The organism is Flavihumibacter solisilvae (genome assembly GCF_000814475.1).
GTDB classification, from domain to species: domain Bacteria; phylum Bacteroidota; class Bacteroidia; order Chitinophagales; family Chitinophagaceae; genus Flavihumibacter; species Flavihumibacter solisilvae.
This window is the reverse complement of sequence record NZ_JSVC01000001.1, coordinates 379068-400488: the sequence shown is the minus strand read 5'-3', so window position 1 is coordinate 400488 and position 21421 is coordinate 379068. Positions and strand designations below refer to the sequence as shown.

Annotated in this window: 25 protein-coding genes; 8 read left to right on the top strand and 17 right to left on the bottom strand. The window is 46.0% G+C overall.

Going from position 1 to position 21421, the window contains the following annotated elements; translation table 11 throughout:
- Positions 1-59: 59 nt before the first annotated feature.
- Both OI18_RS01750 and OI18_RS01745 read right to left on the bottom strand, forming a co-directional pair.
- Positions 60-1856, bottom strand: coding sequence for an acyl-CoA dehydrogenase family protein (locus OI18_RS01750; RefSeq protein WP_039136470.1), 1797 nt, complete (start codon positions 1854-1856; stop codon positions 60-62).
- A gap of 33 nt (positions 1857-1889) precedes the next feature.
- Positions 1890-2330, bottom strand: coding sequence for a MarR family winged helix-turn-helix transcriptional regulator (locus OI18_RS01745; RefSeq protein ID WP_039136468.1), 441 nt, complete (start codon positions 2328-2330; stop codon positions 1890-1892).
- A gap of 94 nt (positions 2331-2424) precedes the next feature.
- Here OI18_RS01745 and OI18_RS01740 point away from each other — a divergent pair, with 94 nt between their 5' ends.
- From OI18_RS01740 to OI18_RS01730, 3 genes are read left to right on the top strand one after another with little or no spacing between them, the layout of a single operon-like run.
- Positions 2425-3249 carry an alpha/beta fold hydrolase gene (locus OI18_RS01740; RefSeq protein WP_039136465.1) on the top strand — a complete coding sequence of 275 codons (825 nt, stop codon included), beginning with the start codon at positions 2425-2427 and terminating at the stop codon, positions 3247-3249.
- A gap of 29 nt (positions 3250-3278) precedes the next feature.
- Positions 3279-4388 carry a glycosyltransferase gene (locus OI18_RS01735; RefSeq protein ID WP_160290180.1) on the top strand — a complete coding sequence of 370 codons (1110 nt, stop codon included), beginning with the start codon at positions 3279-3281 and terminating at the stop codon, positions 4386-4388.
- 23 nt (positions 4389-4411) lie between these two features.
- Positions 4412-5488: an ABC transporter permease gene (locus OI18_RS01730; RefSeq protein WP_039136700.1), complete on the top strand. Its 1077-nt coding sequence runs from the start codon at positions 4412-4414 to the stop codon at positions 5486-5488.
- Position 5489: 1 nt separating this feature from the next.
- Here the strand turns inward: OI18_RS01730 and OI18_RS01725 are convergent, their stop codons facing one another.
- Together OI18_RS01725 and OI18_RS01720 are read right to left on the bottom strand one after the other, a co-directional pair.
- On the bottom strand, positions 5490-5909 hold the full coding sequence (locus tag OI18_RS01725) for a hypothetical protein (RefSeq protein ID WP_152616695.1): 420 nt from the start codon (positions 5907-5909) through the stop codon (positions 5490-5492).
- Between the two features lie 61 nt (positions 5910-5970).
- Positions 5971-6438: an Lrp/AsnC ligand binding domain-containing protein gene (locus OI18_RS01720; RefSeq protein ID WP_039136458.1), complete on the bottom strand. Its 468-nt coding sequence runs from the start codon at positions 6436-6438 to the stop codon at positions 5971-5973.
- Between the two features lie 780 nt (positions 6439-7218).
- On the opposite strand from OI18_RS01720, the gene OI18_RS01715 reads away from it, so the two are divergent.
- The 5 genes from OI18_RS01715 to OI18_RS01695 all read left to right on the top strand — a co-directional run bounded on the left by OI18_RS01715 (position 7219) and on the right by OI18_RS01695 (position 9669).
- Entirely contained in the window at positions 7219-7902 is a 684-nt protein-coding gene (locus OI18_RS01715) for a porin family protein (RefSeq protein WP_052272773.1), read from the top strand.
- Between the two features lie 81 nt (positions 7903-7983).
- Positions 7984-8322, top strand: a complete 339-nt coding sequence (locus OI18_RS01710) for a hypothetical protein (protein ID WP_039136456.1) — start codon at positions 7984-7986, stop codon at positions 8320-8322.
- A gap of 51 nt (positions 8323-8373) precedes the next feature.
- A complete protein-coding gene (gene trmB, locus OI18_RS01705) occupies positions 8374-9084 on the top strand; it encodes a tRNA (guanosine(46)-N7)-methyltransferase TrmB (protein WP_039136453.1) in 711 nt (236 codons plus the stop codon).
- Complete coding sequence (locus OI18_RS01700) at positions 9065-9262, top strand: C1orf53 family protein (protein ID WP_052272772.1); 198 nt, start codon at positions 9065-9067, stop codon at positions 9260-9262. The genes trmB and OI18_RS01700 overlap by 20 nt, the downstream gene beginning before the upstream one ends.
- A complete protein-coding gene (locus OI18_RS01695) occupies positions 9259-9669 on the top strand; it encodes an MGMT family protein (RefSeq protein WP_082037811.1) in 411 nt (136 codons plus the stop codon). The genes OI18_RS01700 and OI18_RS01695 overlap by 4 nt, the downstream gene beginning before the upstream one ends.
- Before the next feature lie 3 nt (positions 9670-9672).
- Here OI18_RS01695 and OI18_RS01690 read toward each other — a convergent pair whose 3' ends face one another.
- The 13 genes from OI18_RS01690 to nrfD form a co-directional block, all read right to left on the bottom strand.
- Positions 9673-10140, bottom strand: a complete 468-nt coding sequence (locus OI18_RS01690) for a hypothetical protein (RefSeq protein WP_039136448.1) — start codon at positions 10138-10140, stop codon at positions 9673-9675.
- A 38-nt stretch (positions 10141-10178) separates the two neighbouring features.
- On the bottom strand, positions 10179-10727 hold the full coding sequence (locus tag OI18_RS01685; protein ID WP_039136446.1) for a DUF420 domain-containing protein: 549 nt from the start codon (positions 10725-10727) through the stop codon (positions 10179-10181).
- A gap of 10 nt (positions 10728-10737) precedes the next feature.
- The gene (locus tag OI18_RS01680; protein ID WP_039136443.1) at positions 10738-11457 is read right to left on the bottom strand and encodes an SCO family protein; all 720 of its coding nucleotides are present in this window, start codon (positions 11455-11457) and stop codon (positions 10738-10740) included.
- Between the two features lie 96 nt (positions 11458-11553).
- Positions 11554-12003, bottom strand: coding sequence for a cytochrome C oxidase subunit IV family protein (locus OI18_RS23545; RefSeq protein WP_052272771.1), 450 nt, complete (start codon positions 12001-12003; stop codon positions 11554-11556).
- A gap of 20 nt (positions 12004-12023) precedes the next feature.
- Positions 12024-12695 carry a cytochrome c oxidase subunit 3 gene (locus OI18_RS01670; protein ID WP_039136438.1) on the bottom strand — a complete coding sequence of 224 codons (672 nt, stop codon included), beginning with the start codon at positions 12693-12695 and terminating at the stop codon, positions 12024-12026.
- A gap of 53 nt (positions 12696-12748) precedes the next feature.
- Entirely contained in the window at positions 12749-13321 is a 573-nt protein-coding gene (locus OI18_RS01665) for a cytochrome c oxidase subunit 3 (protein WP_039136437.1), read from the bottom strand.
- Between the two features lie 23 nt (positions 13322-13344).
- Positions 13345-14262 (bottom strand): heme o synthase, encoded by a 918-nt coding sequence (gene cyoE / locus OI18_RS01660; protein WP_039136436.1) that lies wholly within the window; start codon positions 14260-14262, stop codon positions 13345-13347.
- A 99-nt stretch (positions 14263-14361) separates the two neighbouring features.
- Entirely contained in the window at positions 14362-16185 is a 1824-nt protein-coding gene (locus tag OI18_RS01655; RefSeq protein ID WP_039136435.1) for a cytochrome c oxidase subunit I, read from the bottom strand.
- Between the two features lie 70 nt (positions 16186-16255).
- Positions 16256-17296, bottom strand: a complete 1041-nt coding sequence (locus tag OI18_RS01650) for a cytochrome c oxidase subunit II (RefSeq protein WP_039136434.1) — start codon at positions 17294-17296, stop codon at positions 16256-16258.
- 72 nt (positions 17297-17368) lie between these two features.
- Positions 17369-18586 (bottom strand): hypothetical protein, encoded by a 1218-nt coding sequence (locus tag OI18_RS01645; protein WP_039136433.1) that lies wholly within the window; start codon positions 18584-18586, stop codon positions 17369-17371.
- A 38-nt stretch (positions 18587-18624) separates the two neighbouring features.
- A complete protein-coding gene (locus OI18_RS01640) occupies positions 18625-19248 on the bottom strand; it encodes a c-type cytochrome (RefSeq protein ID WP_052272770.1) in 624 nt (207 codons plus the stop codon).
- A gap of 32 nt (positions 19249-19280) precedes the next feature.
- Entirely contained in the window at positions 19281-19874 is a 594-nt protein-coding gene (locus tag OI18_RS01635) for a DUF3341 domain-containing protein (protein WP_039136431.1), read from the bottom strand.
- Between the two features lie 81 nt (positions 19875-19955).
- The gene (nrfD, locus tag OI18_RS01630; RefSeq protein WP_039136430.1) at positions 19956-21401 is read right to left on the bottom strand and encodes an NrfD/PsrC family molybdoenzyme membrane anchor subunit; all 1446 of its coding nucleotides are present in this window, start codon (positions 21399-21401) and stop codon (positions 19956-19958) included.
- Between the last annotated feature and the right edge of the window lie 20 nt (positions 21402-21421).

Genomic DNA, 21421 nt, shown 5'->3' with positions numbered 1-21421 from the left:
AAAAAATCAAATAAAAAAAATCCCGGCCTAACGCCGGGATTTCGGTTGTAACTAAACTACTAAAGCGGAAACTTATTATCGGAAATGATTTTTTCGGCTATACGACGGCGCGCATCCCGGCTGTTGAAGGGAGCCTGTTTGGTAAACCGTTTAAGGCCCAGCAGCATCATCCGTTGCTCATCACCACGGGCAAAAGAATTAATTGCATCCTTGCCGAACTTGTTGATGCGGTCTGCTGCGTCATACAGATAAGTCCGGGTGATATCCAGTTCCATCTGGCAGGCCGCTTCGCCACGCTGGTCAACCAGTTTCATCACCCGTAACAACGCACTTTCTGCATTAAATGTCTCGATAGCCATATCTGCCACATTCATCAATATTTCCTGTTCGCCTTCGATCTTCGCCATCAGTTGCTGAACCGCACCTCCTGCCGTCATCAGGATGGCTTTCTTAAAATTGGCAATTGCCTTTTTTTCCTGATCGAATGGCAGTTCTTCCCCACTTCCAAAATCCGGAATGCTCATCAGCTCCTTCATTACCGACATGGCAGGATTCATCAGATCGAGCTTTCCTTTCATTGCCCGTTTAAGGACCATGTCAACTGTCAACAGGCGATTTATTTCGTTTGTTCCTTCATAAATGCGATTAATCCTGCTATCCCGGTATGCTTTAGAAATTAGATATTCGTCACTATACCCGTTTCCACCGTGGATCTGTACACCCTCGTCGACTACAAAATCGAGCATTTCACTGCCATAAACCTTCAGCATGGCACATTCAATGGCGTATTCTTCAGCTGCGCCCAATAAGGCCTCGTTAAAGGGTTTGCCCGCACCCAAAAGTTCAGCTTCCTTGTTGTCGATCCACTTTGAGCTTCGATACAGGGCACTTTCGCACACCCAGATCCGCACTGCCATTTCTGCCAGCTTATGTTTTATCGCACCGAAATTCGCAATAGGTTGTTTAAATTGTTCGCGGGTATTCGCATAGGCAATACTGATATTGAAAGCCCGTTTCGCGCCGCCGAGTGCAGCTGCACATAATTTCAATCTGCCTATGTTAAGAATATTGAATGCTATAACGTGACCGCGCCCCGTTTCCCCCAATAAGTTTTCTACAGGTACTTTGCAATCCTGGAAATAAAGCTGTACGGTGGAAGACCCTTTAATTCCCATTTTGTGTTCTTCAGGACCTTGCGTAAAACCTTCCATTCCGCGTTCTACAATGAAAGCAGTGAACTTGTCGCCGTCAACTTTAGCAAAAACCGTATATACATCGGCGAAACCGCCGTTTGTTATCCAGCACTTCTGGCCATTTAAAATGTAATGTTTTCCGTCCTCACTGAGTTTCGCTATTGTTTTCGCACCAAGCGCATCACTGCCACTGTTCGGCTCGGTTAGTCCGTATGCGCCTTTCCATTCGCCGGTTGCGAGCTTTGGAATATATTTAGCCTTCTGCTCCGGAGTTCCAAAATACAGGATCGGCAATGTTCCAATTCCTGTGTGCGCCGCAACTGCAACTGAGAAAGAAAAACCGCCTCCCAGACCTTCATTAACCAGGGTTGCTGTGATGAAGTCTTTTCCAAGTCCACCCAGGTCTTCGGGAATCGACGCCCCAAGCAATCCCTGTTCACCAGCCTTTTCAACCAACGACGGCATCAGACCGGCTTCCATTTTATCTATCCTTTCCAGGTTGGTAAGAATCTCCGTGTCCAGGAAACTGGCACACATATCTTTTACCATACGTTGCTCCTCGTTATAATCCTCCGGAATAAAAGTGTCAAAAGGTGAACTTTCCCGGATGATCCACTCACCTCCTTTCAGGACGGCTGCCTGTTGTTGTGCTGCGTTGGACATAGCTCTTTTTTATATGGTCAGAAATTTATTGGCTTATTTCAGGTTGTCATACACTATCTGTAACACCTGCTTACAAATCTCAACCTGGTCGGCAGGAACACTCTCCAAAGCCTCATTCAGCGTTTCTTCAGCAAGCACCATCGATGCTTCCTGCATTTTCCGCGCTTCGTTCGTCAAAAAGATCATATTCATCCGCCTGTCTTCTTTTGATGACACCCGTTTAACCAGCTTTAGCTTTTCGAGGTTGTCGACCAACCGTGTTATACTTGGTTTATCCCGGAAGGTCGCATTACATAATTCCTGTTGACTAATCCCATCCTGTTTCCATAACTGGTACAAAACACTCCATTGTTCGATGGTCAGATTGAGACTCGCCGCGTTAAACTTTTTTTGCAAACGTCTTGCTATTGCTGTTGATGCCTTACCTGTTATAAAACTGTATAATTCTCCTTTCCTGAATTGGTTGTTTGGCATATAGTTAGTTAAACAACTAACCAAATGTAAGTGTTTATTTTTATACCTGCAACAGGAAATTTTGGATTACCCCCGGCTTATCTTTCAGATTTAAATGACAGGAAATCTTCAGCAAAAATCAGGTGTGATCAGCTATCACCGTTTCGGACAGGGGCCGAAATTGATGGTTTGCCTTCATGGGTATGGAGAAACGGGCGAGTCTTACCGCGAACTCGGGGTTACCGCGGGCACGGAGTTTACATTATTGTGCCCCGACCTTCCGTTGCATGGGGGAACGAAATGGGAAAAACCAGGCTTCAGCCTTACTGACCTGCGTTCAATAATAATGGGATTAATTGAACAGGAGTGTGGAGATACCAGCGACCGGTTTACCTTATTGGGGTACAGTATGGGAGGGCGACTCGCGCTTGCATTTGCGGAAAATTTCCCGGGCGACCTGCGATTACTGGTATTACTGGCGCCCGACGGATTAAAAGTGAATCCATGGTATTGGTTTGCTACCCGTACACTAGCGGGTAACCGGCTGTTTCGCTATACTATGAACCATCCCGGGTGGCTGTTCGCCATCATGAAGATTGGGTTGCGCACCGGGATGCTTGGCCCAGGTATTACCCGGGTCGGTCATTATTACCTGGATGACACAGAAGAACGCGGGAGACTGTATGAACGCTGGATGCTTTTCCGGAACTTTCGTCCCAATCGCAGGAAGAAATCCATATTCCCAGGAGTCAATAATCTTTCATGTATGATCATTTCTGGCAGGCACGACCGGATAATTACTGCTGCCGCCCTTGAACGATTCGCATCCGGTAACGGCGCCGCAATCGAGCTTGTGCTGCTCAATGCAGGCCACGGTTTGCTTAAACAACCATTTACTGCTACCATTGCAGATAGAATAAAGAACAAGATGACAGGATGATTTTCGTTTACCTGTTAACCATAATACTCTTGAGTGTATATGCGGTCCTGATCGCATATTATTTCCGTGGCTGGCACAGGTTACCACAACATTCCGTTTCCGAAAATTCCTCCTTTGTTCCGCGGACACCGGTAACCGTGATCATCCCGGCGAGGAATGAAGAGCGATCGATAGGTGCCTGTATCCGTTCAATTCTATTACAGGACTATCCCCAGAATTTACTTGAAGTTGTTGTGATAGATGATTATTCCACTGATAACACTGCCGGTGTGGTAAGATCCTTCGCGCAGGAAAATATCCGGTTGCTGTCATTGAAGGAGCATATACATGAAAATACCGTACGGGCATACAAAAAAGTGGCAATTGAAACCGGCATTTCCCTGGCTGCCGGAAGCCTGATCGTTACCACGGATGCAGATTGTACTGCTTCCCCTGGCTGGCTGAAAAACATCGTGCGGTGCCACGAAGCGGGCGCAGTACTTATAGCCGGACCTGTATGCATGAACAGGGGCAATGGAATCCTTTCGAATTTCCAATCGCTTGATTTTTTATGCCTGCAGGGAATAACAGCCGCCTCTGTGCATAATGGCTTTCATAATATGTGTAATGGCGCAAACCTGGCATACAGCAAAACTGCTTTCCGGGCGGTGGGCGGCTTTAAAGGCATTGACCATATCGCGTCAGGTGACGATATGCTGCTGATGCATAAAATCGCAAACCATTTTCCAGGAATGGTCGCCTACCTGAAACAGCGGGATGCCATAGTATTTACCGAGCCGGTAAAAGGAATCTACGCTTTCCTGCAACAGAGAATCCGCTGGGCCAGTAAGGCGCAGGTATATGAAGACAAGAAGGTGTTTCGGGTATTGCTGCTGGTTTATATATTGAACCTGTTATTACTTATAACAATGGGTGCTGCTTTACTGTCGCTCACTTACCTGTATTCGGCCATCGCCCTACTGGCATTAAAGACAGTCATTGAATGGCCCTTTGTTTATTCAGTCGCCCGATTTTATTCACGCACGGACCTGATGAAATATTTTCCTTTTTTCCAACCTGTACATATTTTATATACAGTAGTTGCGGGTACATTCGGCCAGTTTGGTACCTATGAATGGAAAGGGAGAAAAACGAGGTAAGGTCAATTACTTATTTTTACCGCATGACGAATCCAGCAAAAGGATGGCAGCAATTATTGAAGATCAAAGGAGCGGTCATCGGAATGGTCATCATTGTTGTGTCGTTGGCAACAGGAATCCTGGCTTATTGGCTGGCGCCTGATCCCACACCATTCGCAAACCGGATGATCATTGAAATCGGCGGACAAAAACCTGGTTTCAGTCAGCAATTTTTCCTGCTTCCCAAAGAAGCGGCACCGGCACCGGTGAGTTTCCTGGAAAGAACTGTCGCTGGCAGGCCTGACCGGTTTCAATTCATTCCCATAACCGGATTTACTTTAACAGGTGACTCAATCACGATCAGCAAATTCATCGATGACGGGGTCACAGAAAGGATTAGTTACCCGTTAAGTGTGATAGAGGATTCGCCTTCCAAACACTTCATAACCCAGGTGTTTCACCTGGGAACTGACAGGTATGGAAGGGACATATTAAGCAGGCTGATCATAGGTGTTCGGGTGAGCCTGCTTGTTGGAGGAATCGCCATGTTTCTTTCCCTGACGATCGGGCTGCTGTTGGGAGCAATAGCAGGATATTATGGTGGAAAGTGGGATGATATCATTATGTGGTTCATTAATGTGATCTGGAGTGTCCCGACCCTCCTGTTGGTATTTGCAATTACATTGTTGCTGGGCAAAGGCTTCTGGCAGGTATTCGTCGCGGTAGGACTTACGATGTGGGTAAATGTTGCCCGGATTGTAAGGGGACAGCTCATCGCCATCCGGCACATTGAATATGTTGAGGCAGCTAGGGCACTCGGCTATTCTGATCTCCGGATCATATTTAAACACATATTGCCAAATATAATAGGACCAGTTCTCGTAGTTGCCGCAGCCAACTTTGCTTCCGCCATCGTTATCGAGGCGGGTCTAAGCTTCCTCGGTGTTGGAGTTCAGCCACCCCAACCCAGCTGGGGCGGGATGATTAAGGAGAACTACAACTTTATCATCACTAACAATCCGATGTTGGCATTAGCTCCCGGTTTCGCAATCATGCTGCTCGTACTTGCCTTCAATCTACTTGGCAACGGGATCAGGGACGCGCTCGATGTGAAAAACTAACTTACTTTCTTGAATAGAGATAGAATCCACTCACGGTGTTCGATGGCTTTGAAACAGATGAAACAGTAACGGTTAAACGACAAGACGTTCCCTGAGGCGTATTGGTGATCGTAAAATTTGTTGTTTTTGTACTGGTATTCTTCACTTCTGTATAAAATGGTGCAGAGCCGGAAACATCTGTCCGCGCGCTGACTTCGATCTTTACACCCTGGGGCGGCATGGTTGATGTGACCGTAACAGATAGCGGAAAATCAGGCCCCACTGCCGGTGCCTCCTGCTGTCCGTTTATAGGCGGAGTAGTTGTGATTGCAAGATCAGCTTCGCTCGGTTGTGGATCATCATCATCGCCACCACCGCCGCAGGCAGTTGCAGACATTATGATTATGGATGAAAATAATATCGATCTGAATATCCTGTTCATTGTCGTAAGTTGATTAAGTGAATCCACTGAAAAGATAACCCATTAATTTAATTCATACCGGCTATGGTTGAACCTGCACATTCCTGTTCAGGCTTTCGTCAAGTGAGATAAACGTTTCCGTTCGCTCTATCCCCTTGATCTTCTGCAACTGGTCATGGAGAACATTTCTTAACTGGTTAATATCCTTGCAAACAATCTCGGCAAAAATGCTGTAATTACCGGTGGTATAGTTCATGCGGACTATCTCCGGGATTTTGCTAAGCTCACGTGCAACTGTATCATATAAAGAACTTTTTTCCAGGTAAATTCCGATGAATGCAATTACGTCATAACCAAGTAACTTCAGGTCAACATTCAGACGGGTACCCTTTACAATCCCCATTTCCTGCAATTTCTTAATGCGGACATGGATAGTACCACCTGAAACAAAGAGCTTTTTACCAAGATCCGCATAAGATGTCTCCGCATTTTCCATCATCTCATGAATGATCTGGTAATCCAGTTTGTCTAAATTCAATTTGGTTGCCATTTTGCAAGTCTAATTTTGATATTTTCTATTGCAATATAATATATTTTAGACATTTTCTATTATTTCTTTATTCTGATTGAATTATATGCAACAATTGAACGAATCGTTGTATATTTGCTTTATCAAAGTTCTTGAGATTAATACTGTGGGATGATGAAACTTTCGGCAGACATGCCCTCTTGTCTCGGGGGTGGGGAAACTTGGACAAATTGTGCTCCGGCATAGCTAACGACCCCGTGGAGGTTCGAATCCTCCTCCTACAGCGACCGTATTGCTTTTTTGTTCTTTATACTGTGGGGTGATGAAATCTTTGGCAGACATGCCCTCTCGTCTCGGGGGTGGGGAATCCAGGATAAACGTAGCATAGAGCCGACTGGTATCTCTGTTCCGGGTAACCGGTACCGGGATAAAGCCGACCAGGGTTGACCACTAATCTTTGTACTACGGCTAACTGCCCCGTGGAGGTTCGACTCCTCCCCCTACAGCATTTTAAAATCCCGCCCCCTAAGCGGGATTTTTTTGTACTACCCTCAACGATTGCAGTGATGCTGCAATACAAAATCGGTACGCACGCCTTTTTCTCATGTGTGTGTTTACAGCTGTTAGGTAGCCCTTCCTTAATTGGAGGGGCTTTTTTACTTCCCTGCAGGCGTTTAGGTGATTCTTTTCCCCTCATTATTTTCCCCGAAGTATTTTTTTAACTATTTGCCTCCCTAAATTTTAACGTTTCTCTTCTGGCCCACTTTTTTTTCCCATCCCGGGGAACAAAACAGCAATGTTATGAAAACGACTATGCGAGTAGTACTTATGGCAATCCCAGTTGCTCTGGGCCTGACAGGAAAAGTTAATGCACAGGACAACCTTTCGCTTGGACCATCAGCCGGCTTCGGTCATACATGGCTTAGCAACAGTACCAATGCCGGTTACCAGCCTGCGGGAAACCTCGGTCTGAGCCTGGTTTACAGTCCGCTTACCCATTGGGGATTCGGCGCAGACCTTAAATGGTCTATTGAAGGTGGAAAAACATCAGGTAACAACAACACTGTAAGAACAAGACTTGACTACATCCGGATTCCGGTAAAGGCTTACTATTTCTTCGGTGAATATGGACAACGGCTTCGTCCAAAAGTTGCGCTTGGGCCATCAATCGGTTTCCTCGTAGGTGGTACAAGGGAAGTTGAAACCATCGATGGTGATGTAAAGCACATCACAAAGACCAGGGCAAAAGAAGTTGCCAATTCCGTTGACGTTGGAATCGCTGCAGCTGCAGGTTTCAATTATCGACTGGTAGAACGCACCTGGCTCAACCTTGACCTGAATTATTATAACGGCTTTTCCGATGTCAATAAAAACGTGAATGTTGAACAGCGTAACCGAAACATCGGCATTAATGTAGGTGTAACATTCGGAATCGGGAAAGTAACTGACGACGGCGCAACCATCAGGAAACCTGACGTCAGGTAACAAATCATTACCAAATGAAAACGGAATAAACCAAGGTTGCTTCCATCTTTTGGGGTAAAAAGAAATTCAAACTGATAGCATATGAGCAGCAGGGAATTGGCGCAGTTAAATAAGAAATTGCAATCGTTTCAATTTGCAGCCCTGAAGGAAATCATCCAGGAAGATTTCATCCGACCACTCAGGACCTTGACAAGGACAATCGGGCTTCATGCCGATGGAACTTTAAGTTGCTGGTGCGAGGATGAAATCTTCATTCAGGAAAATGATAAAAGACGAATCTCCATCAATGCCCGGCTTTTCAACAAAGACAGCGGCGAGCTTGTGCTCATTGAAGGTACCTCGGCTGTTGCGGCAAGAGCCGTTGGGAAAGGGGCACTCCTGCATATTCGCGTCGGCGATTACCGTTATTTCCGCAAATAATCGGTCCGGCCGGGACAATATTTCTTCCAATAGTGCCTAGCTTTGCACGCTATGGGTCAAAAAAAGCTCCTCAGGTTTGAAGCGTTGAAAGGATTTTCCAATGTTTTACAGAATCCTCCCGGCATGGCCGGTAAATGGAACGAACACTTCGGAAACACGAATCCCATTACACTTGAACTGGCATGCGGAAAAGGCGAATATACTGTCGGTCTGGCCGCACTTTATTCAGACCGCAATTTCATCGGTGTTGATATAAAAGGTAACCGTCTGTATGTAGGCGCCAGGAAAAGTCTTGCAGCGGGACTGCATAATGCAGCATTCCTCCGTACACAAATCGACGGCATTAATACCTTTTTTGCGCCTGAGGAAGTAAGTGAGATCTGGATAACTTTTCCAGACCCACAATTACGACGTTCCCGAGCCAAAAAGAGACTCACCCATCCCAAATTCCTCAGGTTATACCAGTCAATACTAAAACCGGGGGGAATAGTTCATCTTAAAACGGACTCACCGGTGCTTTACCGGTTCACCCATATGGTGATTGAGCTCTATGGCCTGGAATTGGTGGAAAGCATTGAAGATGTCCATGGGGGGCAGCCTGTCAGTGATGAACTGAAGATCACCACGCACTATGAAGCGCTGGACATTGCACAAAGTAACCGGATTCACTATATTTCATTTCGCCTGCCCACGCAACGGCTTGAAGATCAAGACAAAAAACTACACGAATTGGTATTTGAAAATGAAGAAGCAACTGGTTGAGGGAATCGATTTTTATTATAACCAGGAAGGATTTATAGTACTGACTGAAAAGTATCACCTGGAAAAAGGATCCTGCTGCGGAAATGGATGCCTTCACTGCCCGTTCGACTATATTAACGTAGAAGAACCACGCAGATCACAACTTTTGCTGCAGCGGAATGAAAGGAAACAATCATGAAAAAGAAATCACCTCCCAAAGTCAACAAAACTGCCGGCGGTTCCACCGCTCAGCTCAAAAAAATCACTCCTTCCGGAAAAGCTGAGCATTCGTTTTTTGACCAGGTATATCAATTGGTTCAGCAGGTGCCGAAAGGCCGGGTTACCACCTATGGCGCGATCGCAAAAGCACTGGGCAGCGGGTTATCTGCAAGGATGGTAGGGTGGGCAATGAATGGATCACATTCCGGTGTTAACCCTGTTCCCGCCCATCGAGTAGTTAACAGGAATGGTCAATTAACGGGAAAGATACATTTCGGTTCCGCGACCGAAATGCAGGAACTTCTTGAAAATGAAGGGATTGCAGTTGAAAATGACACTGTAATAAATTTCAGGGAGTTGTTCTGGGACCCGGCGAACGAACTCTAACCTTCACATACCGGCAACATCCTGCTCAGAGAGCCTGAGTTGTAACATAACTTTCTGTCTGAATGGGTTCAGACCTCCGAATATCGCCATCAGCATAATAGCCAATAGTGGAAATGCCCAGTTCCCGGTTATCACATAACTGATCGAGCAGAAAAACCCAGCCCCTGTAAGTAGTGCCCACTGGACAATACATCCACTGCGGAATTGCGCCAGTTTATCCCGTACACTCTGGTTGTTTTCACGAATTGCGTTCACCCTGCGACGAAAAAGTTGAAGACCCACTATAACGGCAAGAAAAGAGTACAATACTGCAATCACCTGGAGCAGCCGGTCGAGCGTCACCGCAGCAAAAGGCTTCATTAAGCTAAGGGAAACGATGAGCACCGAAATGATCACAGAACCAATGTGACTATACAAAAAGATCCTGTAAAGCTTCTGGAGGTCACGAAATGGTGAAGGAGGAATGCTCATTTGGCGGGTTTATACCTTTGAAAGTTACAAATTTTCGTTTAGGCGGTGCCGTAATATGGGCTGATCATCAGGTACACTAACACACCAGTCACTGCAACATAAAACCAGATTGGCCAGGTTATCCTTGCTAGTTTTTTATGGGCTGACCATTCGCCGGTTAATGCCCGGTACGCGGTGAACAGGATGAAGGGCAGGATAATAGCAGCCAGGATGATATGGGTGATAAGGATAAAAAAGTAAATCGGCCTTATGACGCCTTCACCGCCAAACTTTGTATCACCTGCAAAGAGGTGATGACAGATATAGGAAACCAGGAAAATAGCCGAAAGTATTACCGCGGTGATCATAATCTTCTTGTGCGCCAGGTAATTGCGGTTCCTGACAGTAATCAGACCAGCCAACAACAGAACGCTGACGGTGCCATTGATAAAAGCATTGATCCGTGCAAATAAATGAATGTCAAAACCCAGGTCAACTTTAAGCTGGACCCTTGACAACAGCACCACAGCACCAAAAACTACAATCGAAAGAATTACAATCAGCCACCTGGCCTGCCTGTCATTCTTCCTGATAACTGCCTGTAACATAATCTGCCAATTAATTACTGAATAATTTCCGTTTTTTCTTTTTGTCTTTTTCAAGCTTGATTTTAACGATATCACCTGCCAGCTGTGCCATTGCCATACTGTCCAATCCATTGTAATACCCCCGCACAACCCGGTCCTTATCAAGAAGCACAAATTTTTCTGTGTGTATGAAATTCGAGTCCACCCCTTCACCGTCAACGGCAGACAGCTTCACTTCATTCAAAGCAAAATCATAAATCTTCTTCTTGTCGCCGGTCAACAACCACCATACGTCATGATTTATACCGTAACGATCCGCGTATTGCTTGAGATGCTCAGGGTCATCACGTTCCGGATCTACACTGAATGACAGGAACTGAACAAATGTAGTATCAACCAGACGGGTGTCGTCTTTCAGCTTCAGTGATTGCTGAAGCTTTTTCATGTTGCGGGTCATATGCGGGCAAATCGACGGGCATCGGGTAAAGAAAAAATCGGCCACGATCACTTTGCCCGGAAGATCGCTAAGTGAAACTTTATTACCCAGCTGGTTGGTAAGTTCGATGTCCGCAACCTTATGCCAAACAGTATCGGTACGTTCTTTTCCGTCGACGACAGAAGTCATAACCGTGTCCACATAGTATCTGCGTGGCATATGAACTGCATCGCCGCCGAAGTAATCTACGATCCAGTAACAGATGAGGGGCAGGAGTAGCGCGAGGCATAAACCCAATAAAGCTTTTCTGTTCAAATTATTCAGTTATCCTGTTGATGAATAAATAAAAAACCATCGTCCGCGGACGATGGTTTCAGCGTTATGTTAAAATCTTGAAAGCACAGTTCAGCCTTATTCCATCGCGTCTTTCTTCTTCGCCTCAGGCTCGTGCTCGCCGCTTCCATGTGCAGGTTTTTCAGCCTTCTTCTGACTTTGCTCTTTATGATAAGGATCATAGGTGTTCTTAAGATTCTTATATGAGCTGCCATCCGCCAGGAAAGCAATGATAAACCAAACGAAAAGCAGAAGCGGAACAACGATGGTCATGATCATGTTCCTTAATTCATGTTTAAGGTGCATGAAATAACCTACGATATAAAAAGCTTTTGCCAACATGAAAATACAGATAGCACCCTTAACGAGGTGGCGTACAAACTCGCTTTCAAGTGAGATCAGCCAGAAACCAAGACCCAATTCAATAACAGTAATCACAGAAAGGATCACAGTAATCCGGATAACTTCCTTTTTTCCGGCGGCCCTATCAAACTCATGTACGTGCGTTACTTCTTGATAATTATCCATGGAGGTAGATCTTTAAAGGGTTAAATGAGGTAAAAACAAGTAAATACGAATACCCATACGAGGTCTACAAAGTGCCAGTAAAGGCCTGCTTTTTCGATCATCAGGTAATGGCCACGACGCTCGAACACATTATTAAGCACCATGATCAGCATAATGATATTGATGATGACACCGCTGAATACGTGGAATCCGTGAAAGCCCGTAATGGTGAAGAAGAAGTTTGTAAAGTTGGTAGACGCCTGTGAGCCGTCCATGTTAACGAACGGGTTCCTACCCCACCACGCACCTTCATGGAACAGGTGAGTCCATTCCCAGGCCTGGCAGGAAAGAAATGCGAGACCACCAATAATGGTCCAGATCAGATTCTTAACAACACCCTTTTTATCCATAGCGTGTCCGGCCTGTACAGCAAGCACCATGGTAACAGAACTGATGATCAGGATAAATGTCATCAGACTCACAAAAGCAAGCGGATATCCGGAGCCTAACCCGGGGAAAGACTGGAATACTTCGTTGGGGTCGGGCCATGAGTTGCTGGAGAAACGGATGGTGCCATAGGAGATCAGGAATGCACCAAAGGTGAAAGCATCACTCATCAGGAAATACCACATCATCAGTTTGCCATACTCAACGTTGAAGGGGCTTCTGCCGCCACTCCACCATTTTTGTTCTGCAGGTACTGCTTGTGCCATGTTCAGTTTTTAAGATTGATTCGCAAATTTAATTCGATATAAGGACAAATGCATTATTGCATTAACAGAAAAAATACCATCAAATACACCCAAAGCAAATCCACAAAATGCCAGTAGGTCGCCATAACTTCAACCGGCACCACATCATAATTCCGCCTTTTTTTGCTCAGCGCACGAAGGAACATGATGATCAGCGCAACCATTCCACCAATTACGTGGAACGCGTGCAATCCGGCGATAATATACAGGAACTGACCTGCGCCTGCACCCGCAAAAGTGATACCTGACGCCCAAAGCTGGTTAAAGCCGTTCCATTGCAATGTCACAAATAAAAGCCCAAGCAATGTGGTAATTCCCATGATGAGGCGATACTTTGACCTCTCCCGCTGCCGGAAGGCCTGTAATCCCAACTGCATAGTGATACTACTCAATACCAGGACCGCGGTGGAATACCAGAATAATGCCGGCATTTCAAAAGTCGCCCACCCGGGAAGGCTACGCTTAACCACATATGCGCTGGTCAATCCGGCAAACATCATTATAATGCTGCCTATCGCAACCCATAACATGAACTTGCTGGGATGAATGCGTTTCCTTTGATCCATAACAACTGCTTCTGTATTCATACTCACTTCAAATTTTTATTTCCTCACCCTGCTACCTGGCTTACTTTATCGGCCAGTAAAGCAAAGTATACAACCATTAAATAAAAATAACTTCCAAACATAACCCTGCGTGCAGCCCTGGTTTCCATATCAACATACAAACGGACGCTCAGGTAAACCATCACAATATTAGCCAGAAGGACCACCAGCAGGCTTACCCAACCGGTAATTCCCGCAAAATAAGGAAGTAACCCAACCGGTATCAGGAGCAACGAATAAATGATCGACTGTACTGCCGAATATTTAGTCGGACCCTTTTCGGAAGGCAGCAACCTGAAGCCTGCTGCCTCATAATCCTTGTGCGCGATCCAGGCTATTGCCCAAAAGTGGGGAAATTGCCAAAAAAACTGGATCGCAAACAATGCCCACCCCCCGGCGTCTATCACATCATTACCAGCTGCATAACCGATAAGACAGGGCAATGCACCGGGTACAGCACCGACAAGAACGGAAATTGAATTCACCTTCTTGAGCGGAGTATAGATGAACGCATACAGGAACAGGCTGAATGCTGCAAGCCCTGCTGACAGCAGGTTAAAATAATACCCCAACAGGTACACTCCTGCCACCCCGGTTACCGCAGCAAACACCCAGCCATGAACAACGGACATCCGTCCGGATGCAATCGGCCTTTTGGCTGTTCGCTTCATCAGTGCATCAGTATCCTTTTCCACCACCTGGTTAATGGTATTGGCACTCCCGGTTACCAGGAATCCCGCCAGGAAAAAAATGCTGATCATTGACCAGTCATAATCTACCACCCTTGGTGCCAGCAGGTAACTGATCACTGCTGAAAACACCACCATTATTGTCAAAGAGAACTTCACGAGCAGCATATAATCACGCAACCGTGCACCCAGTGAATGCTTATTAACCGGCTGAACCGGATCCTTCTGCTGCATCTAAACTATCGATCAAAATTTTTGTCTCTTAAAAAAACGCCCTGACATGACATCAGGGCATTCATATATAGATCTTTTGTCCGGATGAATAAACCCTGATTAGTGTTTACTTTCATTCGCACCTACCGGCTCGGTCTGTGAAATGAATTCACGTCCATCCTTACCATAATCATATGCCCAACGATGTACTTCCGGAATTTCTCCATCCCAGTTTCCATGACCTGGACGAATTGGCGTTGTCCATTCCAGGGTCGCCGAACCCCATGGATTCTGTGTGGTAACCCTTCTGCCCTTAAAAATGGAATAGAAGAAATTAAACACAAACAACAGCTGTGTTGCGAATACGATAATCGAAACTATTGAAATGAAGCGGTTAAGACCGTCGAACTGGTTGAAGGATGCCCATCCGCTGAAATCGAGATATCGACGCGGAACCCCGGCCAGACCCTGGTAGTGCATTGGCCAGAAGATCAGGTACGCTCCTACAAGCGTGATCCAGAAGTGGATGTAGGCAAGCGTATTATTCAGGTAACGTCCATACATTTTAGGGAACCAATGATATACACCGGCGAACATCCCGAAGAAAGAAGCCACACCCATTACGATATGGAAGTGAGCGATTACGAAGTATGTATCGTGCAGGTGGATATCCAGGGTTGAGTTACCCACGAAAATACCGGTAAGGCCCCCGGAGATGAACATGCTCACGAATCCGAGTGAGAACAGCATCGCAGGCGTGAACCGGAGGTTACCTCTCCAGATCGTAGTAAGCCAGTTGAACACCTTAATGGCAGACGGAACCGCGATCAGCAGTGTCAGCAACACGAAGAATGATCCGAGGAACGGGTTCAACCCGGTTACGAACATGTGGTGTGCCCATACGAGGAATGCGAGTACACAAATCGCAAACATCGAAGCGATCATAGCCATATAACCGAAAATCGGTTTGCGGGCATTCGTGGACAGGATCTCCGATACCATACCCATCGCAGGAAGGAGGATGATATATACTTCGGGGTGACCCAGGAACCAGAACAGGTGCTGGTACAGGATCGCGCTTCCACCTTCATTAGGCAATGCCTTTTGTGTAGAAGCCAGGAAAATATCAGACAAGTAGAAGCTGGTACCTGCATGGCGGTCGAACAACAGCAGGATAAAACCTGAGAACAGTACAGGGAACGACAGGATCCCCAATACCGCAGTGAAGAACAATGCCCAAACGGTAAGTGGCATCCGGGTCATGCTCATGCCCTTTGTACGCATGTTCAGGATGGTGGAAACATAGTTCAATCCACCTAACAGCGATGATACAACAAACAGTGCCATACTAACCAGCCACAGGTCCATACCCACTTTCGACCCTTCAGATGCATCGCCCAGGGCACTCAACGGGGGATAGGATGTCCATCCACCTGAAGCGGGACCAGTCTGTACAAAGAGGGAAGATATCATTACCATACTGGCGATGAAAAAGAACCAGTAGCTCAGCATATTCATGAAAGGAGACGCCATATCGCGTGCGCCCACCTGCAGTGGAATCAGGAAGTTTGCGAATGTTCCGCTCAGACCCGCAGTAAGTACGAAGAACACCAGAACTGTGCCGTGCATCGTAACCAGTGCATAGTAGAATTCAGGCTGGATTTTACCACCTGCCGCCCACTTACCGAGAATATCCTCCAGGATTGGGAAGGATTGATCCGGGTAACCCAGTTGCAAACGGAACAGCACAGAGAACAAGCCACCTATGATAGCCCAAATAATACCTGTGATCAGGAATTGCTTGGCGATCATCTTGTGATCCTGGCTGAAAACATATTTAGTAATAAATGTTTCCTTGTGATGATGCCCATGATGTTCATCATGATGAACGTCATGTGTTGTTGTCACCTCTGAGTGTCCGTGCAATGTCGCTTCGTTGCTCATTTGTATCAGTTTAATTCCCGGCTCTTTGCCTTAAAAGTCCGGGAGGTACGCACTTAATTAGATAAAAATATTAATTGTTCACTGCTGCAGTTACCGTACTGTCGGCAGTAGCAGCCGGAGCTGGTTTTACTTCCTCCGGATGTGACATAGCATAATTTGTTTTCTGCTTTGCCAACCAGAGAATATACTCCGCATTACTAACCACTTTCACAATTCCTTTCATTGAAAAATGCCCTTTACCACACATCTGGTCGCAGGAAATTTCATATTCAAAATCAGGATTACCTGTTTTTTCTTTCATCTCGGCAGTCGTGTACTTAGGTGTAAACCACATAGTGGTCGGAGTACCCGGCACAGCATCCATTTTCATCCGGAAATGAACCAGGCCCACATCATGAACCACGTCGCGGCTGTTGATCACCAGTTTCACCGGCTTACCTACAACCATGTAAAGTGCTTCGTTCGTTACGATATCATCATGCGATGCCTTATCGTCCCACTTAAGTCCAAGCTGGTTGAGCTGACCTTCATCGATGTCCTTATAATATTTCTTACCGAATACTTTATCCTTACCCGGATAACGATAGATCCATCCAAATTGCTTACCAGTGATCTCTACCACATTGGCTTCTTTTGGCGCATCACCAGTGATTTTGAACCAGTAATATAAACCGAATCCAACCAGTACAGTCAGAGCAATTGCTGGCACCACAGTCCAGATTACCTCAAGCTTGTTATTATGGGGATAATAGAATGCAGTACGCTTTTCTGAATATTGGTATTTGAACGCAAATACGAACAGGAGGATCTGGGTAACCAGGAATACGATTCCTGTAATGGCGATAGTGATGTACAACATCGTGTCGATCTTCTCACCATGATCTGAAGCGGCCTCTCCCAGGATCTTGCCCTTAAACAACTCATTACACCAATACACACCTATCAGCCCTACAATCAGGAAGGCCAGCAGGAGGAAACCATTGATGCGGTTGTTCTGCTCAAAAGTCTTCTTCTCCCCTTTCAACACCGATACATACTCGCTGGCTTTTGCGATCTGAAAGACCACGATAAAACCCAACAACAGGATCGCAATGATTAATAACGTTGACATGTTTTATACCGTGTTTATACAAAGTTTTTAATGAATGCTTGTTCTGACAGCTTTTGTTTACTTGATCAATTCTTACGTATGGTGAATTACACTCTCCTTGAAGAAAGGGTGGTTCCTCGCCAGCAATGGACGCTTCGAAAGCGCGTTTCCGGTGCTCCACATGATCAGACCGATAAACCCGGCTGCCACACCAAAATCAAAGAAGTTCAATTCAACATGTTCTTTTGCAATACTCGCAATTACCATCTGGTAAAAATCTATCCAGTGACCCAGCAGGATCAATACTGCCATAAACACAAGCAAGGTATAGTTCCGTTTGCTGCTTCTTCTCATCAGCAGCAAGAGCGGTGCAATGAAATTCACGATAAGGTTAAGGAAGAAAATTCCCCTGTATGGTCCCTGGACCCTATGTTTGAAATACACGGTTTCCTCAGGGATGTTGGCATACCAGATCAGCATGTACTGGCTGAACCACAGGTAGGTCCAGAAAATTGAAAACGCAAACATGAACTTACCGAGATCATGCAGGTGTTCCTGGTTAACGAGTTCCAGGTAACCATGATTCTTCAGGTAGATCACAAACAGCGTGATCAGCGCAACACCTGCTACGAAGCTGGAGGCAAATGTATACCAGCTGTACATGGTACTGTACCAATGTGCATCGATACTCATCAACCACAGCCAGGGAACAGTAGACGCTACAGTAAGTGCAAACCAAACCAGGAAGATTGAACCCCAGATAGTATTCTTGAAAATATAGGCACGTCCCTCTGCCACAGACAGCGGCTCGCGGTTATCAAGCTCATGGCTCAGCTTACGCATCTTAGCACCGAGAAAGATCCATCCGCCAATAGAAAGTATAGTCCACACAATAAAGAAGGTCGGATTCAGGAACCCGCTTTTACCTTCAAGGATCTTATCACCTTCAGGAGTCAGCCAGTGAAAAATATGATGCTGGTGACCCAGTACTAGAGCAAGCAGGATAACACCTGAAATAATGCCGATAGGAATCACCGCAACAGAGATCGCTTCAGTAACCCTGCGGAAAGACATTTGCCAGCCACCCATTGCCAGGGTTGTCGCACATATAAAGAACATGGAGGCATTGACCACGAGCAGGAAGTAAACACTGTTGTATAACAATGTACCCCAGAACCTGGCCTGGTGATGTTCATCACCTGTACCATAGATAAAATATCCGGCGAGGATAGAAACCAATCCCACCCCCATCAGTATCAACGACCACATCCTGAACCTGGCAGGTATTACAAATTGCTCTCTGAAAGACATTCTCAAAAATTTATCGTTTGGTCAAATTGGTTATTTCATCATTTAGCAGCAGTTGCTGTTGAATCAGCTGCTGCAGGTGCCTCACCAGCGCCAACACCCTGTTTGCTGCGGATATAATGGATCACCATCCAACGCTGCTTAGGACTGAGCTGAGCAGCATAAGAACCCATCATTCCTTTTCCATAAGTAACAGAATGGAAGTAAGTGCCGTCAGTCATTTTCTTCATATCATCTGACATGAAATTTTTAGGAGCTGCCGGGTATGGGCCTGTTCCATCTTTATACAACGGTCCATTACCATCAAGCTTACCACCATGACAGATACCGCAATTGATCAGGTACAAACGCTCTGCCTCAACCAGGGCAACCGTATCAAGCCGCGGAAGCGGATTCTTCATTGACGCAGCAGGTCCATATGAACCGGTTGTATCCTTAAGCATTTTATAGATCACCTCTTCGCCACGGCTAACGGTTCCGGCTACAGGATTCCCGGTGTAATTGATGTTCTTATCCTGCAATGTGCGGGGATCCGTATATGTTTCAACGGCACGGCTATCGGCCATATCGGGCATATAGGCCCTTCCAGGCTTACGCTTTATATCACTGCAGGCAGTCATTGCCAGTGCACCGATACAAACAGCTATTATGGATATCTTCTTCATTATTCTAATCTGTTTTCCGTTTTGTTGGGTTCTTAGCTATGTGCAACCGTTTTACCGGCTTCAAAAAGTTTTTCCTCCTTATCATATCTTCCCAGCCACCAGTCAGCTTCCGCTACCTGCACATTAATTTCTTTCGCACCAACTGAAGCAAGAAATGCTTTAGCATCTTCTTCATTCGTTTTCGGGCCACACTCAAGCACCATCACAAACAGGTCATCAGTAGCACGTGCATGAAAGTGGTGCTTCTTCACAAAAGGCGCCAGCTGGCACAGGTAACAGAAGGTCAGTACCATGCCTACCGCAGAAAAAAGAACGGTAAGCTCGAACGTAATTGGAATAAAAGCCGGAAGAGGGAAGTTCGGCTTACCACCAATGTTCAGGGGCCAGTCCGTCTTGAACACCCATCCCATGAAGGAAAGGGCAGTCGTTGTTCCTGTGATACCGTAGATGAAACCTGCCGTATGCAGACTGGTGTCCCTCAGTCCCATTGCCTGGTCCAGGCCATGGATCGGAAACGGAGTGTATACGTCATGGATCTTATACCCTGACTTGCGAACTTTCTTCACTGCAGGGAATAAAACCTTTTCATCATCAAAACAGCCTACTACGAATTTTTTTATAGCCATTTTTTACAAATTCAGAATTTTAAAATTCAAAAGTCAAAAGCTAAGGGTGCTCCCCTTTAGTTTTCACTTTTTACATTTCAATTAGTGAGCATGTGCGTGTTCGTGGGCAAAATGCTCAACTGTTGATTTCTCCTCTTCACCCATATCCGCTTTATAGCTTTCCCCATTCTTCTTAAGAATATGCTTGATCTCGGCAACGGCAATTACCGGGAAGTACTTGGAAAACAGGAAGAAGCAGGTGAAGAACAAACCGAATGTTCCCATATAAAATCCGACTTCCCATACTGTTGGAGCGTAATACGTACTCCAACTGCTCGGAATATAGTCGCGGTAAATTGAAGTAACAATGATCACAAAACGCTCGAACCACATACCAACGTTAACGATGATACTCATAAAGAAAGTGAAAAGCAGGTTCCTTCTCAGTTTCCTGAACCAGAAAAACTGAGGCGCAATCACGTTACAGCTCATCATCAGCCAGTAGGCCCATCCGTACGGCGTACTTAAGTCCCAACGGTTACGGAAGGCAGCAATCTCATATGTGTTCTGACCATACCAGCTGATAAACAATTCAGTTATATATGCAATACCAACGATGGAGCCGGTAAGAACAATTACCTTGTTCATTACTTCAATATGTTCCATGGTGATATAATCTTCAAGATCAAGGACCTTTCTCGTAATGATCAGCAGGGTCTGTACCATTGCAAATCCTGAGAAGATCGCACCCGCTACGAAGTAAGGCGGGAAGATCGTAGTATGCCATCCGGGAATTACGGATGTCGCAAAGTCAAAAGATACGATTGTGTGAACTGACAATACAAGTGGCGTACTCAGACCGGCAAGAACCAGGGAGAGTGCTTCGTGACGCTGCCAGTGCTTGGTGGATCCGGTCCAGCCGAATGCCAGCACCCCATACATATGTTTACGCCATTTTACTTTTGCCCTGTCACGAACGGTTGCCAGGTCAGGAATAAGTCCACTGTACCAGAACAAAAGGGAAACAGTAAAGTAAGTAGAGATCGCAAATACGTCCCAAAGAAGTGGTGAGTTGAAGTTCACCCAGAGTGGTCCGCGGCTGTTAGGGTAAGGAAGAACGAAGAATGCCATCCAGACACGACCCATGTGGAAGATCGGGAATTGTCCAGCACACATTACCGCAAAAATAGTCATCGCTTCCGCAGCCCTGTTCACCCCTGTACGCCAGCCCTGGCGGAACAGCAGGAGGATCGCGGAGATCAGCGTACCGGCGTGACCAATACCTACCCACCATACGAAGTTGGTGATGTCCCAACCCCAGCCGATGGTTTTGTTGAGGTTCCACTCCCCGATTCCATATGCCACTTCACGGTAAACCGAGTAAACACCAAACAGCAAGAAGATAACTGAAATGGTAAAGCCGACCTTCCAGAGTGTGGAGGGCTTCGTCTCGATAGGACGAATGATGTCTTCCGTTACCTGGTGATAGGTCTTGCTTCCGGTTACCAGTGGTTCCCTTGTCTGCGATTCGTATCTTAATGATGCCATATCGTATAAGCATTTAGCCT